Raw genomic sequence first — 13274 nt, forward strand, 5'->3', positions numbered from 1 at the left:
TCAATCCGCAAGCCCCATCTCTAGGGAGTGAATGCACATGACTGTAAAGGTTGCCATCAACGGCTTCGGCCGCATCGGCCGCAACGTTCTCCGCGCTATTGTCGAATCTGGCCGCACCGACATTGAAGTCGTCGCGATCAACGACCTCGGCCCGGTCGAGACCAATGCCCACCTGCTGCGCTACGACTCCATCCACGGCAAGTTCCCAGCCGAGGTGAAGGTCGAAGGCGACACGATCACTGTTGGCGGTGGCAAGCCGATCAAGGTGACGGCGATCAAGGACCCGGCGACGCTGCCGCACAAGGAACTCGGCGTCGACATCGCGATGGAATGCACCGGCATCTTCACTTCGCGTGAAAAGGCTGCCCTGCACCTGGCTGCAGGCGCCAAGCGCGTCATCGTTTCGGCCCCTGCCGACGGTGCTGACCTGACCGTCGTTTTCGGCGTCAACCACGACCAGCTCACCAAGGAGCACCTGGTCATCTCCAACGCATCCTGCACGACGAACTGCCTCGTACCGGTTGTGAAGGTTCTCGATGACGCGGTCGGCATCGACCACGGCTTCATGACCACGATCCACTCCTACACCGGCGACCAGCCGACGCTCGACACCATGCACAAGGACCTGTACCGCGCCCGCGCCGCAGCCCTGTCCATGATCCCGACGTCGACGGGCGCAGCCAAGGCCGTTGGCCTCGTCATGCCGCATCTGAAGGGCAAGCTTGACGGTACGTCGATCCGCGTTCCGACCCCGAACGTCTCGGTCGTCGACTTCAAGTTCGTCGCCAAGAAGGCCACGACGGTCGGCGAAATCAACGAAGCGATCAAGGCGGCCGCAAACGGCAAACTGAAGGGCATTCTCGGCTACACCGACGAGCCGCTCGTTTCCCGCGACTTCAACCACGACAGCCACTCCTCGATCTTCGCGACCGATCAGACCAAGGTCATGGAAGGCAACTTCGTGCGCGTCCTGTCCTGGTACGACAACGAGTGGGGCTTCTCCAGCCGCATGTCCGACACGGCCGTCGCTTTCGCGAAGCTCATCTAACAGCCCTGCCGAATTATCTCGGAAAGCGGCCCGGACAATCGGGCCGCTTTTCTTATGGCCAGTCCGATGGCCGTGGCGAGTGGGTCCTTCCGCTTGCGTCCCATCGTCAAACTGGCTAGCGTCACAGGCATAAGAGATGCCGGATTGCCGACGAGTCCCCCATGAAAATTCTCATGACGATCATTGTTGTTTGTATGATCGCGAGCGTGTTGAGCTTGAGCCTCGTTGGCGGTCGCAGTTCCAAGCAGATCGCGGAGGGGCAACCGCTGCTGGCGTCCACGCAGGTCATGGGACCGCGATAATCGTTATCCTTAAAGGATAGTGCTGGCGCGGGGTGTTCGATCACCGTACTGTCGCTGTCAAGCGGATGGTGCGCAGGCGAAGGAATTCTGATGGACTACTTTACGATCGAAATCGATGGACAACCAGTCGCAAGCTTCCGCTCCGAGGACGCCGACGATGCCAAGACCTTCTTCGAGGCTGAGGATTTCCGGGAGGATCTCACGGTCCTGCAATCTCAAGGCAAGCCGGTTTGGGACGGAGTTGCTCCGCTCAGCCTGCGCAAGGCAACCGCCGAAGAGGCGAGCGAAGTCGAGCACGCCTACGAGTTCGACGACGATCCGGAGCGCACCATCGATGACGAATTCGTCGTCTTCCTGGTCCCAATTTCCGACATCGGCGATGACGAAGGCGATGAGGACGACGACATCTGATCTGAGGCCTCGACGCGGTTCACTTCCGACAAGAAACTGATCGCCAGGAAAAGCGCGCGAGCGCCGCTTCTGCCCTGCTATCGCCCGATTTGCTCATACACTCTTTCAAGCTCCTTCGTGAGCGCTCATCCAGCTTTGCCGTTCGGCACGCCAAAACAGCAGCATGAAGCCGCAAAACAGCAGGGGTTCGACCGCAAGGCCTACCCATCCCGTTTGTTTTGCCGTTTACTCGCAGCAAGCTTGGATGACGACGAAAGGGTGACTGGGAATGGGCTGCGGGACCGGGGGTGGTCTGCATTGAATTGCAGGTAAGGGGATAGGCATGGAAGCGTTCTATATCGTCGTACTGGTGTCGACGACGCTCGTGCTCCTCGCCGCGTTCTCCAGCCTGCTCGCGTTCCGCTTCGGCGCGCCCCTCCTCCTGCTCTTCCTGGCGATCGGATTGCTTGCCGGAACGGATGGCCTGGGCATCGAATTCACCAACAACTATCTCGCCTATATCCTCGGTTCCATCGCGCTCGCGATCATCTTGTTCGACTCCGGCTTTGGAACGCCAGTGCAGTCGTTCAAGCTCGCCGCCATGCCCTCGCTGACACTCGCCTCGGTCGGTGTCCTGATAACGGCGGCATTGGTTGGCGTCGTCGCCATGTGGTTGCTGAACTTTACGTGGCTGGAAGGTCTGCTGCTCGGCTCCATCGTTGCCTCTACCGACGCGGCAGCGGTCTTCTTCCTGCTGCGCATCGGCGGCATCAATATCCGCGACAAAGTGCGGTCGACCCTTGAAGTGGAATCCGGCTCCAACGACCCGATGGCGATCTTCCTGACTATTGCGCTCGTTGAGGTTCTTGCTAGCGGCGAACGGTATCACGGCATCAACATCGGCATGCTTGCCATGTTCGTGCAGCAGATGGGCCTCGGCGTCATCCTCGGCCTGCTCGGCGGCATGATGATCGTTTTGATCGTCAGCAGGCTGGAGACGGATCGCGGCCTGACACCGATCTTCGTGCTGGCCCTGGCGCTGCTGGTCTTTTCAGCGACAGGCGCAGTCGGCGGCAGCGGCTTCCTCGCCGTCTACGTTGCCGGCATCTACGCGGGCAGCCGCAAACTCCACGGTTATGCCGCCATCAAGCGCTTCCAGGACGGCATGACCTGGCTTGCACAAATCATTATGTTCCTCGTTCTCGGGCTCCTTGCAACACCGTCGCAGTTTCCGTCGATCGCCATTCCAGCGATACTGCTTGCCCTGTTCCTGATCTTCGTTGCGCGCCCGCTTGCCATCTGGTTGTCTCTGCTGCCCTTCGACTACACGCAGCAAGAGATTGGCTTTGTCGCATGGGTCGGGTTGCGTGGCGCGGTGTCGATCCTGCTTGCGATCATGCCCATCCTTGGTGGATTGGAGAATGGCCAGGTCTATTTCAATACCGCCTTCATCATCGTGCTCGTCTCGCTGCTCGTACAGGGGTGGACGATCAAACCGGTTGCCAAGAAGCTCGGGCTCATCACCCCACCGCGGATGGGTGCCGTCGACAAGGTGGAAGTAGATCTGCCGGGCGCGGCAAACCATGAGCTTCTCTCCTACCGCGTCGTCAAGGATAGCCCGGTCTTGCGCGGTGAGCGTATCCCGCGTTGGGCAACGCCCTCGCTCGTCATCCGAGATGGCAAGTCGATGCGCTATCAGTATGCCGGACGGCTGCGCGAAAACGATCTCGTCTATCTCTTCGTAGTTCCCTCCTATTCGCGGCTGCTCGACAAGCTCTTTGCCAGCCGAGTTCCTGTCGAGGAGGACGATGCGGATTTCTTCGGCGCCTTCGCACTTTCACCGGCTCGCCCCGCCGCAGATCTCGACGCCGCCTATGGCCCTGGACTGCTGAACGAATCCGAGAAGGGACTGACGATCGCCGAGTTGATGAAGCATCGTCTCGGTGGCAAGGCCGACTATGCCGACCGGGTGCGCCTCGGCTCCATTATCCTGATCGTCCGCGATCTCGACGACCAGGACCACATCACTTCGGTCGGCATGTCGCTCGAGGCTCTCGAGCCCGCCACCGCCCTGCCGATCTTCCTTAATCTGCATGACATCATCGACCGCGTCCGTGACCGCTTTAAAGGTCGCAAGAACCGTGAAGCAGCCGCCGCAGCGACGTCCGGCAAGGGTGATGAAAAGCGGCAATGACCGCCTTGCGTCTCCAGTCATCCTTGGTATGGTCCCCGCATCTTTTGGGCAATAACGAACGGACTTCTCCATGCCTTCCTTCAAGACCCTCGACGACCTCAACGACATTGCCGGCAAGCGCGTCCTCGTTCGCGTTGACCTGAACGTCCCGGTCAAAGACGGCAAAGTGACCGACACCACGCGCATCGAGCGTGTTGCCCCGACGATCCTGGAACTGTCGAAGAAGGGCGCCAAGGTCATCCTGCTCGCGCATTTCGGTCGCCCCAAGGATGGCCCGTCGCCAGATCTTTCGCTGTCCCTGATCGCGCCCTCCGTCGAGGAAGTCCTTGACCACTCGGTCTCGACCGCCGACGACTGCATTGGCGCCGTGGCTAGCGACGCCGTTGCGGCGATGAAGAACGGCGACATCCTGCTCATGGAAAATACGCGCTTCCATAAGGGCGAAGAGAAGAACGACCCGGATTTCGTCAAGGCGCTAGCCGCGCAGGGAGACATCTACGTCAATGATGCCTTCTCCGCCGCCCACCGTGCGCACGCCTCGACGGAAGGCCTCGCCCATCATCTTCCCGCTCATGCCGGCCGCACCATGCAGGCTGAGCTCGAAGCACTTGAGACCGGCCTCGGCAATCCGGCCCGACCGGTCGTTGCCATCGTCGGCGGCGCTAAGGTCTCGACCAAGATTGATCTCTTGATGAACCTCGTAAAGAGGGTCGACGCGCTGGTAATCGGCGGCGGCATGGCAAATACCTTTATCGCCGCGCGTGGCACGAATGTCGGCAAGTCGCTCTGCGAGCACGACCTTGCCGACACCGCAAAGCAGATCATGATCGAAGCGGCCACGGCGGGCTGCGCCATCATTCTCCCCGAAGACGGCGTTGTTGCCCGCGAGTTCAAAGCAAACGCCGCCAACGAGACGGTCGCGATCGATGCGATCCCCAGCGACGCGATGGTGCTGGACGTCGGTCCGAAGTCGGTCGAGGCGATCAAGGCCTGGATCGAGCGCGCCAATACGCTCGTCTGGAACGGTCCGCTTGGCGCGTTCGAGATCGAACCGTTCGACAAGGCAACCGTCGCGGCAGCGAAGTTTGCGGCCGAGCGCACCAAGGCTGGCAAGCTGACTTCGGTCGCCGGTGGTGGTGATACGGTCTCCGCGCTGAACCATGCCGGCGTTGCCGATGATTTCAGCTATGTATCGACCGCGGGTGGTGCCTTCCTTGAATGGATGGAAGGGAAAGTCCTTCCGGGCGTCGCGGTCCTCAACAAGGCCAAATGATCCGAACAGTCGAATTTAACAGATTTTACATGTAGATAGACCGTGGCGCGGAAGCGCCGCGGTCTTTTGCTCAAAGCAAGAACAAAAGCCCGAACTTTCAAACGATTAAAAAAAATTCAAACGTTTCAAAGAATTTTGCTGCCGTTTTCCCGACCATAAACTTCTGTTATCCGCGACCTATATTCACCGGTTGACGATTTTTCTTTGCTGTGGAGAGAACGATATGAGCGAACGTTTGGAAGACATTGCCGTGCGTATGGTAACTGGTGGCCGTGGGCTGCTTGCAGCGGATGAATCGACGAGCACAATCGGCAAGCGGTTCGATACGATTGGACTTGAATCGACAGAAACGAGCCGCCGTGACTACCGCGAGATGCTGTTCCGTACCGACGAGGCGATGCGTCAGTATATTTCCGGCGTCATTCTCTACGAAGAGACCCTCCACCAGAAAGCCGCAGACGGCACGCCCTTCGTTGACATCATCCGCGCAGCAGACAGCATTCCGGGCATCAAGGTCGATATCGGCGCAAAACCGATGGCAGCCTATCCCGGCGAAACCATCACCGAAGGTTTGGACGGCCTCGCAGATCGCCTGGCGAAGTATTATGAAGCCGGCGCTCGCTTCGCCAAGTGGCGCGGCGTCATCGCAATTTCCTCCTCGCTGCCGACTTGGGGCTCCATGAAGGCCAATGCGCACGCGCTTGCCCGCTATGCCGCACTCTGCCAGCAGGCCAACATCGTTCCGATTGTCGAGCCGGAATGCCTGATGGATGGCAAGCCGGGCGACCACAACATCGACCGCTGTGCGGAGGTCACAGAATGGACGCTGCGCACCGTCTTCGAGGAACTGGCCGATGCCCGTGTAAGCCTCGAAGGCATGATCCTGAAGCCGAACATGGTCATCGACGGCAAGAACGCCCGCAAGGCGTCTGTCGCCGAAGTCGCCGAGCGTACCGTCGAAGTTCTGAAGCGCACCGTTCCCTCCGCCGTTCCCGGCATTGCCTTCCTCTCCGGCGGCCAGTCGACCGAAGAAGCGTCGGCGCATCTATCTGCGATCAACTCGGGCTACGACCTGCCCTGGGCGGTCACCTTCTCCTATGGCCGCGCCCTGCAGGATACGGCCCTCAAGGCCTGGGGTGGCAAGGCGGAGAATGTCGCCGCCGGACAACGTGCCTTCGCCCACCGCGCCGAGATGAACAGCCTCGCTGCCAAGGGCAGCTGGAAGAAGGACCTCGAACAGGCCGCTTAAGCCCTTCTCGGCTTACAAGACAAACAGAACCGGTCGCCCAAAGCGGCCGGTTTTTCTATTGTAACAGCGACAAGTTTCCAGCTTCTGCAGCCAGCCGTTCGCAAGTAAGGATCAAGGCATCAGCCCGTTCGGAGCCGCCATGAAAACCGTTGCCTTCACGACCGTCGATGTTTTCACCTCCACCCGTTTCGAAGGCAACCCGCTGGCTGTCATGAGTGACGCGCGTGGTCTGACCGATACCGACATGCAGAGCATCGCCGCGGAGTTCGGCTATTCGGAAGTCACCTTCGTGCTGCCGCCGGAGGATCCCGCCAATACCGCCTGTATCCGTATCTTCACGCCGACCATGGAGGTGCCCTTTGCGGGCCATCCGAACGTTGGTACCGCCTATGTGCTTGGGCGGCAGGGCGAGGTGTTCGGTCGGCCCACCGGAGACAAGCTGCGCTTCGAGGAGAAGGCGGGACTCGTCGAAGTTGACCTCAAGCGGGACCGTGGCGAGGTGCTGTCCGCATCCATTCGCGCGCCGAGACCGCTTGCTGTCGGCGACACAATCTCGGGGCACACCGTTGCCCGCTGCATCGCCATCGAACCAGACGAAATCCGCGTGTCCACGCATGGACCTGTTGTCCTATCGGTTGGGCTGAGTTTCGTAGTCGCCGAACTCGCGGACCTTGCCGCCCTCGGCCGCGCCCGACCGAACCTTTCATATTTTCAGGATGCGGCAGGGTCGACCATTGAAGGCAACCACGACTTCTCGCTGTTCGTCTACGTCCGCTCGCAGGAAAACCCGTGGATGATCCGCGCACGGATGTTTGCGCCGCTCGACAACGTGCCGGAGGATCCGGCAACCGGCAGCGCCTCGGCAGCCTTGGGCGCCTACCTCGTTTCGCTGGAGCCGGATGCGACTATGAGCGTTTCGCTGACCATAGAGCAAGGCGTCGAAATGGGACGCCGCAGCCTCATCGGGATCGACGTGGTCAAGCAGGAGGGGACGGTCACCGACGTCACGATTTCCGGAAGCTGCGCGCCAGTCATGCGCGGCGAAATCGCGTATTAGACGAAGAGGTCGCGGCCGATCAGCGCCAGCGCCCAGATTGCGAAGGCGATCAGCGCGATCTTCCAGAAATCCATGCGCCGACGCAGCCCTGGGACACCCAGCGGCTTGATCAACTGGATCGCCATCGCCAGGATGAGCAGCAGGGCGATCAGCTTGGTCATGTCTTTATTTTTCCATCTCTTCTGATTGTCACAGGACCGACATTTTTTCGCGTCACGACTGCATTTATTCATGCCGTAAAGGCATTTGGGGGCACAATCAATCTTCTCGAGGCTGGGCGACACCCGTGTGTTGCCATATGTCCTTTGACATTCAACGCATAGAGTCTGGGTATATGAAAAGAAATCTGCTGTCCGTCGCCTCACTTCTTTTCGGGACGCTCTTTCTCTTCATGGGCAACGGCTTGCAGGGCATCCTGCTTCCAGTGCGTGGCAACCTGGAAGGTTACGCAACGACCACCCTTGGGCTGCTCGGCACCTCCTGGGCGGCCGGCTTCGTCATCGGCTGCCTCGTTGCCCCCAAACTGGTGCGCCGTGTCGGCCACGTTCGCGCCTTCTCCGGCTTCATTGCGATTATCGCGATTATCGCGCTCGTAAGCGGTATCATCATCCATCCGGTCTGGTGGGTCCTGTTGCGCGCCGTAACCGGCTTTGCGACAGCCGGCACGTCGATGATCATCGAGAGTTGGCTGAACGAGCGCGCCACCAACGAAAGCCGCGGCGCGATCTTCTCGCTTTATATCTCCATCACGCTCTTCGGCGTCGTGGCCGGCCAGATGATGATTCCGCTGGAGGATGTGCGCACGCCCGTGCTCTTCATGATCTGCGGCATCTTCTACTGCATCGCGATGCTTCCGACGACGCTCTCGACCGCGGCCTCCCCGCAGCCGCTGAAGGCCGTCAAGCTCGATCTGCCGGCCCTTTACCGCAACTCTCCCGTCTCTTGCCTTGGCATTCTCCTCGTCGGTATCGCCAACGGCGCCTACGGTACGCTGGGCGCCGTCTTTGGTGCTGGCGCTGGCCTGTCCGATACGAGTATCGCGATCATGATGAGTTCCACGATCTTCGCCGGCGCCGTGATGCAACTGCCGGCCGGCCGCCTCTCGGACCGTATCGACCGTCGCTATGTCTTGGCGGCAATGTCGGCGATTGCCGCTCTCGCCGGCCTGCTGCTGGCGATCCTGCACCCCGACTCGCCCTACTTCATTATCGGTCTCGTCGTGCTTTATGGCGCTGTTGCCAACACGCTCTATCCGATCGCCGTTGCGCACGCGAACGACTTTGCCTCCGCAGAGGACTTCGTAAAAGTCTCCGGCGGGTTGCTGCTCCTTTACGGCATCGGCACGATCATCGGCCCGACCATCGGCGGGCCCGTGATGTCGATGATCAACCCGCATGCCCTCTTCCTAGTGACGGCGATCGCCCATGTGCTGATCACCGCCTATGCCATCATCCGCAGCCGCATGCGCGCCGCCGTTCCGGTCGGCGACCGCGACGCGTTTACGACTCTTTCGACTGCCACCTCACAAACGCTAACGCCCGAAAGCATGTCGCTTGCCGACCGCGGAACCGCCAAGACTCCCGAAACCGGCGATCCTGCCCTAAAATATAACTGAGGCAGACAAGGGAGGATTGAGATGAGCTTCATCGATGACGACCGGCCGCAGAAGAAGGTTGCGCATGAGATCGGTGGCGATCTTTCCGCCGTCTCGGTCGACGAATTGAGATCGCGCATTGAGCTGCTCAAGGCCGAGATCGCGAGAATCGAAGCTGAGGTGGCCAGCAAGACCTCGACAAGATCAGCGGCCGAAAGCCTCTTCCGCTCCTGATCGCCGGTTGGCTAAAGCAGCAAATCATGCCGCCGGAAAGGACTAAACCGGGACAGGTTTAAGCCGCGATTAAGCTTTATAAGGTATTACTGTACTCATCCAGATCTTCTCTGGATCTCAGACAGTTTTCCATGCGGTGAATTGGTCTGATTTTTCTCCCTGTTTTACCTTGAGAGCCGCTTTTGCGGCTCTTCTTTTTTATTGCGTTGGGGACCATTTCCATGAAACTGTGGAAGTTAACCCTTTCTTAAGAAACGCCTTGCGCAATTCCGCTAAAGCTACCATCTTAAAAGCATAAAGAGCGGCCGGAGAACCTTTTGCCTTCGGTCGACGTTACCTGACCATAAGTAGATGCGTGCAACAGGGACTATTTAAATGTCAGAGCTTGGATTGAACACGATCAGTTTTGCAGGTCGCGCTGCCTCATCCTCGCAGTTCAAGACACTGTATTCGGAAGGCATGTCGCTGGTTGAAGAAACCGCCGCCTATCTCGATGGCCAGGGCCGCGCAGCCTCGAAGGTTCTGCCGCGCATGGCATCCGTCCTCTATGCCGCTGAATCGATGCGCCTCACCACCCGCCTGATGCAGATGGCGTCCTGGCTGCTTTTGCAGCGCGCCGTCAACAACGGCGAGATGTCGCGCGATCAGGTTTTGGCCGAGAAGAACAAGGTTCGCCTCGACGGTTTCAACGTCGATCGCAACGCGCCGGGCTGGGGCGACCTGCCGGAATCCTTCCGCGATCTGATCGAACGCTCGCTGCGCCTGCAGAACCGCGTCGCCCTGCTCGACCGCGAAATCTACCGTCCGGCCGAAGCCCCGATCGTTCCTGACAACCAGAATAGCGTCCAGGCTCAGCTTAGCTTGCTGCAGACGGCTTTCAGCAACAACTAAGCCGCCTCGATACCGCATTCATGAAACCGGCTGCGTGGTGCGCGGCCGGTTTGTCTTTTGCGCGCCACGAGCTTTCAGCCGCTACGCTCTACCCAGATGCTTTGGCCAGAATTCCTGATGGACGGCAGCAGCTTCGTCTTCGATGTTCGGGCCATCGACGACGACGATGCGCGCGCCGGTTTCCAATATTGCCCGGCTCGGAACGTTCAGGCCGATCCCGGCAATCTCACCAAGTCGCGTCTCGGAGCACGCAAACACCATGCGCCCGATCCCCGACCAGTAGATCGCCCCGGAACACATCGCACACGGCTCGGTGCTGGTATAGAGAGTGCAATCCGACAGGAAAGCAGCATCGTACTTCTGCGCAGCGAGCTTGATCAGGTTCAACTCGGCGTGGTTCGTCATGTCGCGGCCGGTGAATACGCTGTTTTCGGCGCGCAGAATGACCGTCCCGTCCTTGACCAGCACTGAGCCAAACGGCTCGTCACCCCGTTCCATCGCAGATTTCGAAAGCGCGATCGCTTCTCTTAGAAACGGCTCGTGATTTTCCATCCCAGTCCCCTTCAAAGCTGGAGCTGGATGATCTTGTCTTGGATCGAACGGATTTCCAAGAGGCCGTAACGCGGGTTCAAGAAAGCAAACAGTCTCGCGGGCAGAAAGCACGCAACAAAAAACCCCGCCGAAGCGGGGTTCTTTCAATTCCACCAAGCGGCAGCGATTAGAGGCCGAGGCCGCCGAAACGCTTGTTGAACTTGGAAACGCGGCCGCCGCGGTCCATGAGCTGCTGGTTGCCACCAGTCCATGCCGGATGCGACTTGGAGTCGATTTCGAGGTTCATGACTGCGCCTTCAGAACCCCAGGTCGAGCGGGTTTCGTATTCGGTGCCGTCGGTCATGACTACCTTGATCGTGTGATAGTCGGGATGGATATCTGCCTTCATAACAATCTTCCTGCCATGCAACGTCCAATTTGACGCATATTCGTTGCGACAAGAGGACCGATTGAATAAATGAAGCCGCAGACGCAAAGGCTACGGCTTCCCATTAGGATGGGCTGCCTATACATGAAGGCCGGCAGGATAACAAGAGCCATCAGCCGCGGATGAGCGGTGTTGTAGGGGATCGGAGACGAATTGGCATACGCGGGTCAAGCAGGGGAAAAGAAGTCGCGATCGCTGAAGCCGCTAGGCCGGCTGACGCCCTATGTCGTGCGCTATCGCGGCCTGGTCGCCGGCGCTCTCGCGTCGCTTGCGCTTGCGGCCGTGACCTCGCTCGCCCTGCCGCTCGCCGTACGCCGCATGATCGATCACGGCTTCACGCAGGCCGATGGCAGCTTCATCAACAGCTATTTCCTCATGCTGATGATCATGGCGGTCGTGCTAGCCGTTGCGAGCGCCCTTCGCTATTACTTCGTCATCACGCTTGGCGAGCGCGTCGTCGCCGACCTTCGCCGCGACGTCTTCAGTCACGTGACGCGGCTGTCGCCGGCGTTCTTCGACGTCAACCAGTCGGGCGAGATCGTCTCGCGCCTGACGGCAGATACGACGCAGATCAAGTCGGCCGTCGGTGCAACGGCCTCTGTGGCCCTACGCAACCTCATCCTCTGTCTCGGCGCGATGGGCATGATGATCGTGACCTCTCCAAAGCTGTCCAGCCTGGTGATCGGTGCGATCCCGCTGATCGTCTTCCCGCTCGTCGGCTTCGGCCGCTCGGTGCGGAAACGCTCGCGTTTTGCCCAGGATACACTGGCCGATGCCTCCGCCTTCGCCAACGAGACCATCGCCGCCAGCCGCACCGTCCAGGCTTTTGGCGGAGAAGACGCTGCGGCGGACCGTTATGGATCGGCCGTCGAAACGGCCTATGCTGCCGCCCGCGCCGCGATCCGCTCGCGCGCCCTGCTGACGGGAATCGCCATCACCCTTATCTTCGGCAGCGTCGTCGCTGTTCTCTGGGTCGGAGCCCACAACGTTCTCGCGGGCACGCTCTCTGCGGGCACGCTCGGCCAGTTCCTTCTCTACGCAGTTATCGCCGCCGGCTCGCTCGGCGCTCTGTCGGAAGTCTGGGGCGAGCTTTCGCAGGCCGCGGGTGCGGCCGACCGGCTGACGGAACTGCTCGACGAGGTTTCCCCAATCGCGGCGCCGGCCGCGCCTGTTGCGCTGCCTGCTCCTGCGCTTGGCCGTGTGCAGTTCAGTGACGTGCACTTCGCCTATCCATCACGCCCCGAACGATCCGCGCTGCATGGCGTGAGCTTCGACGTCGCTCCCGGCGAAACCGTTGCGATTGTCGGCCCCTCCGGCGCCGGCAAAAGTACAGTCTTCTCGCTGCTGCTCCGTTTCTACGACCCGCAACAGGGCGCGGTGAAGATCGACGGTATCGAAGCGACGAGCACCGATCCCGACGAACTGCGCAAACGCCTCGCGATCGTGCCGCAGGATGTCACCATCTTTGCGGCTTCTATTCACGACAACATCGCCTTCGGGCGCCCCGAGGCTACGCGCGAAGAGGTGCGTGCCGCTGCGATCGCCGCCCAGGCCGACGAATTCGTTGCCCGCCTGGAGAAGGGATATGACACGGAAGTTGGCGAGCGCGGTATCACGCTCTCCGGCGGTCAACGTCAGCGGATCGCGATCGCCCGTGCCATTCTGAAAGATGCACCAGTGCTCCTGCTCGACGAGGCGACGTCGGCGCTGGACGCCGAAAGCGAAACACTTGTGCAAAAGGCCCTCGATGGGCTCATGACCGGGCGCACGACGCTTGTCATTGCCCATCGCCTCGCCACCGTGCTGAAGGTTGACCGGATTCTCGTTATGGATCAGGGCCGTGTTGTCGAAGAGGGAACGCATCAGACCCTCATTCGAGATGGGGGCATCTACGCCAAGCTCGCCAAGTTGCAGTTCGAAACTGGCGCCGGCGACTTTCTTGCCGCCGTGAAGTGATCATCGAATTACACGTCCCTTCTCAGCGAGCAGCCTGCGACGGTTGCATCGGCGTGTAATCTTTGCGTGTATATTGACATAATACACGCAAAGATTACACTCGGTTT

The 13274-nt window shown here is 60.0% G+C and carries 14 protein-coding genes; 11 read left to right on the top strand and 3 right to left on the bottom strand.

The features are described from left to right. The first annotated feature begins 37 nt into the window (after positions 1 to 37). The 7 genes from gap to FHT76_RS19465 all read left to right on the top strand — a co-directional run bounded on the left by gap (position 38) and on the right by FHT76_RS19465 (position 7513). The gene (gap, locus tag FHT76_RS19435) at positions 38 to 1048 is read left to right on the top strand and encodes a type I glyceraldehyde-3-phosphate dehydrogenase (protein ID WP_183862136.1); all 1011 of its coding nucleotides are present in this window, start codon (positions 38 to 40) and stop codon (positions 1046 to 1048) included. A 161-nt stretch (positions 1049 to 1209) separates the two neighbouring features. Then, the gene (locus FHT76_RS19440) at positions 1210 to 1350 is read left to right on the top strand and encodes a hypothetical protein (protein WP_183755976.1); all 141 of its coding nucleotides are present in this window, start codon (positions 1210 to 1212) and stop codon (positions 1348 to 1350) included. Between the two features lie 90 nt (positions 1351 to 1440). Beyond that, on the top strand, positions 1441 to 1761 hold the full coding sequence (locus FHT76_RS19445; protein ID WP_183862138.1) for a hypothetical protein: 321 nt from the start codon (positions 1441 to 1443) through the stop codon (positions 1759 to 1761). 322 nt (positions 1762 to 2083) lie between these two features. Next, positions 2084 to 3934 carry a potassium/proton antiporter gene (locus FHT76_RS19450; RefSeq protein WP_183862140.1) on the top strand — a complete coding sequence of 617 codons (1851 nt, stop codon included), beginning with the start codon at positions 2084 to 2086 and terminating at the stop codon, positions 3932 to 3934. A 70-nt stretch (positions 3935 to 4004) separates the two neighbouring features. Continuing rightward, positions 4005 to 5207, top strand: a complete 1203-nt coding sequence (locus FHT76_RS19455) for a phosphoglycerate kinase (RefSeq protein ID WP_183862142.1) — start codon at positions 4005 to 4007, stop codon at positions 5205 to 5207. A 223-nt stretch (positions 5208 to 5430) separates the two neighbouring features. Then, complete coding sequence (locus FHT76_RS19460) at positions 5431 to 6456, top strand: class I fructose-bisphosphate aldolase (RefSeq protein ID WP_183862144.1); 1026 nt, start codon at positions 5431 to 5433, stop codon at positions 6454 to 6456. Between the two features lie 139 nt (positions 6457 to 6595). After that, positions 6596 to 7513 carry a PhzF family phenazine biosynthesis protein gene (locus FHT76_RS19465; protein ID WP_183862146.1) on the top strand — a complete coding sequence of 306 codons (918 nt, stop codon included), beginning with the start codon at positions 6596 to 6598 and terminating at the stop codon, positions 7511 to 7513. On the opposite strand, the gene FHT76_RS19470 is transcribed toward FHT76_RS19465, so the two are convergent. Continuing rightward, a complete protein-coding gene (locus FHT76_RS19470; RefSeq protein ID WP_016557171.1) occupies positions 7510 to 7674 on the bottom strand; it encodes a hypothetical protein in 165 nt (54 codons plus the stop codon). The genes FHT76_RS19465 and FHT76_RS19470 overlap by 4 nt on opposite strands. Before the next feature lie 173 nt (positions 7675 to 7847). On the opposite strand from FHT76_RS19470, the gene FHT76_RS19475 reads away from it, so the two are divergent. From FHT76_RS19475 to FHT76_RS19485, 3 genes are all read left to right on the top strand, one after another. Beyond that, complete coding sequence (locus FHT76_RS19475) at positions 7848 to 9128, top strand: MFS transporter (protein WP_183862148.1); 1281 nt, start codon at positions 7848 to 7850, stop codon at positions 9126 to 9128. 21 nt (positions 9129 to 9149) lie between these two features. Beyond that, complete coding sequence (locus FHT76_RS19480; RefSeq protein WP_183862150.1) at positions 9150 to 9341, top strand: DUF1192 domain-containing protein; 192 nt, start codon at positions 9150 to 9152, stop codon at positions 9339 to 9341. Positions 9342 to 9716: 375 nt separating this feature from the next. Then, on the top strand, positions 9717 to 10232 hold the full coding sequence (locus FHT76_RS19485) for a DUF1465 family protein (RefSeq protein ID WP_016557168.1): 516 nt from the start codon (positions 9717 to 9719) through the stop codon (positions 10230 to 10232). A gap of 81 nt (positions 10233 to 10313) precedes the next feature. Here the strand turns inward: FHT76_RS19485 and FHT76_RS19490 are convergent, their stop codons facing one another. Both FHT76_RS19490 and rpmE read right to left on the bottom strand, forming a co-directional pair. Beyond that, complete coding sequence (locus FHT76_RS19490) at positions 10314 to 10784, bottom strand: nucleoside deaminase (protein ID WP_183862152.1); 471 nt, start codon at positions 10782 to 10784, stop codon at positions 10314 to 10316. Between the two features lie 166 nt (positions 10785 to 10950). Next, positions 10951 to 11172, bottom strand: coding sequence for a 50S ribosomal protein L31 (gene rpmE, locus FHT76_RS19495; RefSeq protein WP_007527409.1), 222 nt, complete (start codon positions 11170 to 11172; stop codon positions 10951 to 10953). A gap of 192 nt (positions 11173 to 11364) precedes the next feature. Between rpmE and FHT76_RS19500 the strand changes: the two genes are divergently transcribed. After that, positions 11365 to 13167: an ABC transporter transmembrane domain-containing protein gene (locus tag FHT76_RS19500; RefSeq protein ID WP_259185770.1), complete on the top strand. Its 1803-nt coding sequence runs from the start codon at positions 11365 to 11367 to the stop codon at positions 13165 to 13167. The last annotated feature ends 107 nt before the right edge of the window (positions 13168 to 13274 follow it).

Source organism: Rhizobium sp. BK176 (assembly GCF_024808055.1).

Excerpts from the sequence above, each read along its gene's own strand:
- gap (WP_183862136.1), top strand. The coding sequence starts at position 38 with ATGACTGTAAAGGTTGCCATCAACGGCTTCGGCCGCATCGGCCGCAAC.
- FHT76_RS19440 (WP_183755976.1), top strand. The coding sequence starts at position 1,210 with ATGAAAATTCTCATGACGATCATTGTTGTTTGTATGATCGCGAGCGTG.
- FHT76_RS19445 (WP_183862138.1), top strand. The coding sequence starts at position 1,441 with ATGGACTACTTTACGATCGAAATCGATGGACAACCAGTCGCAAGCTTC.
- FHT76_RS19450 (WP_183862140.1), top strand. The coding sequence starts at position 2,084 with ATGGAAGCGTTCTATATCGTCGTACTGGTGTCGACGACGCTCGTGCTC.
- FHT76_RS19455 (WP_183862142.1), top strand. The coding sequence starts at position 4,005 with ATGCCTTCCTTCAAGACCCTCGACGACCTCAACGACATTGCCGGCAAG.
- FHT76_RS19460 (WP_183862144.1), top strand. The coding sequence starts at position 5,431 with ATGAGCGAACGTTTGGAAGACATTGCCGTGCGTATGGTAACTGGTGGC.
- FHT76_RS19465 (WP_183862146.1), top strand. The coding sequence starts at position 6,596 with ATGAAAACCGTTGCCTTCACGACCGTCGATGTTTTCACCTCCACCCGT.
- FHT76_RS19470 (WP_016557171.1), bottom strand. The coding sequence starts at position 7,674 with ATGACCAAGCTGATCGCCCTGCTGCTCATCCTGGCGATGGCGATCCAG.
- FHT76_RS19475 (WP_183862148.1), top strand. The coding sequence starts at position 7,848 with ATGAAAAGAAATCTGCTGTCCGTCGCCTCACTTCTTTTCGGGACGCTC.
- FHT76_RS19480 (WP_183862150.1), top strand. The coding sequence starts at position 9,150 with ATGAGCTTCATCGATGACGACCGGCCGCAGAAGAAGGTTGCGCATGAG.
- FHT76_RS19485 (WP_016557168.1), top strand. The coding sequence starts at position 9,717 with ATGTCAGAGCTTGGATTGAACACGATCAGTTTTGCAGGTCGCGCTGCC.
- FHT76_RS19490 (WP_183862152.1), bottom strand. The coding sequence starts at position 10,784 with ATGGAAAATCACGAGCCGTTTCTAAGAGAAGCGATCGCGCTTTCGAAA.
- rpmE (WP_007527409.1), bottom strand. The coding sequence starts at position 11,172 with ATGAAGGCAGATATCCATCCCGACTATCACACGATCAAGGTAGTCATG.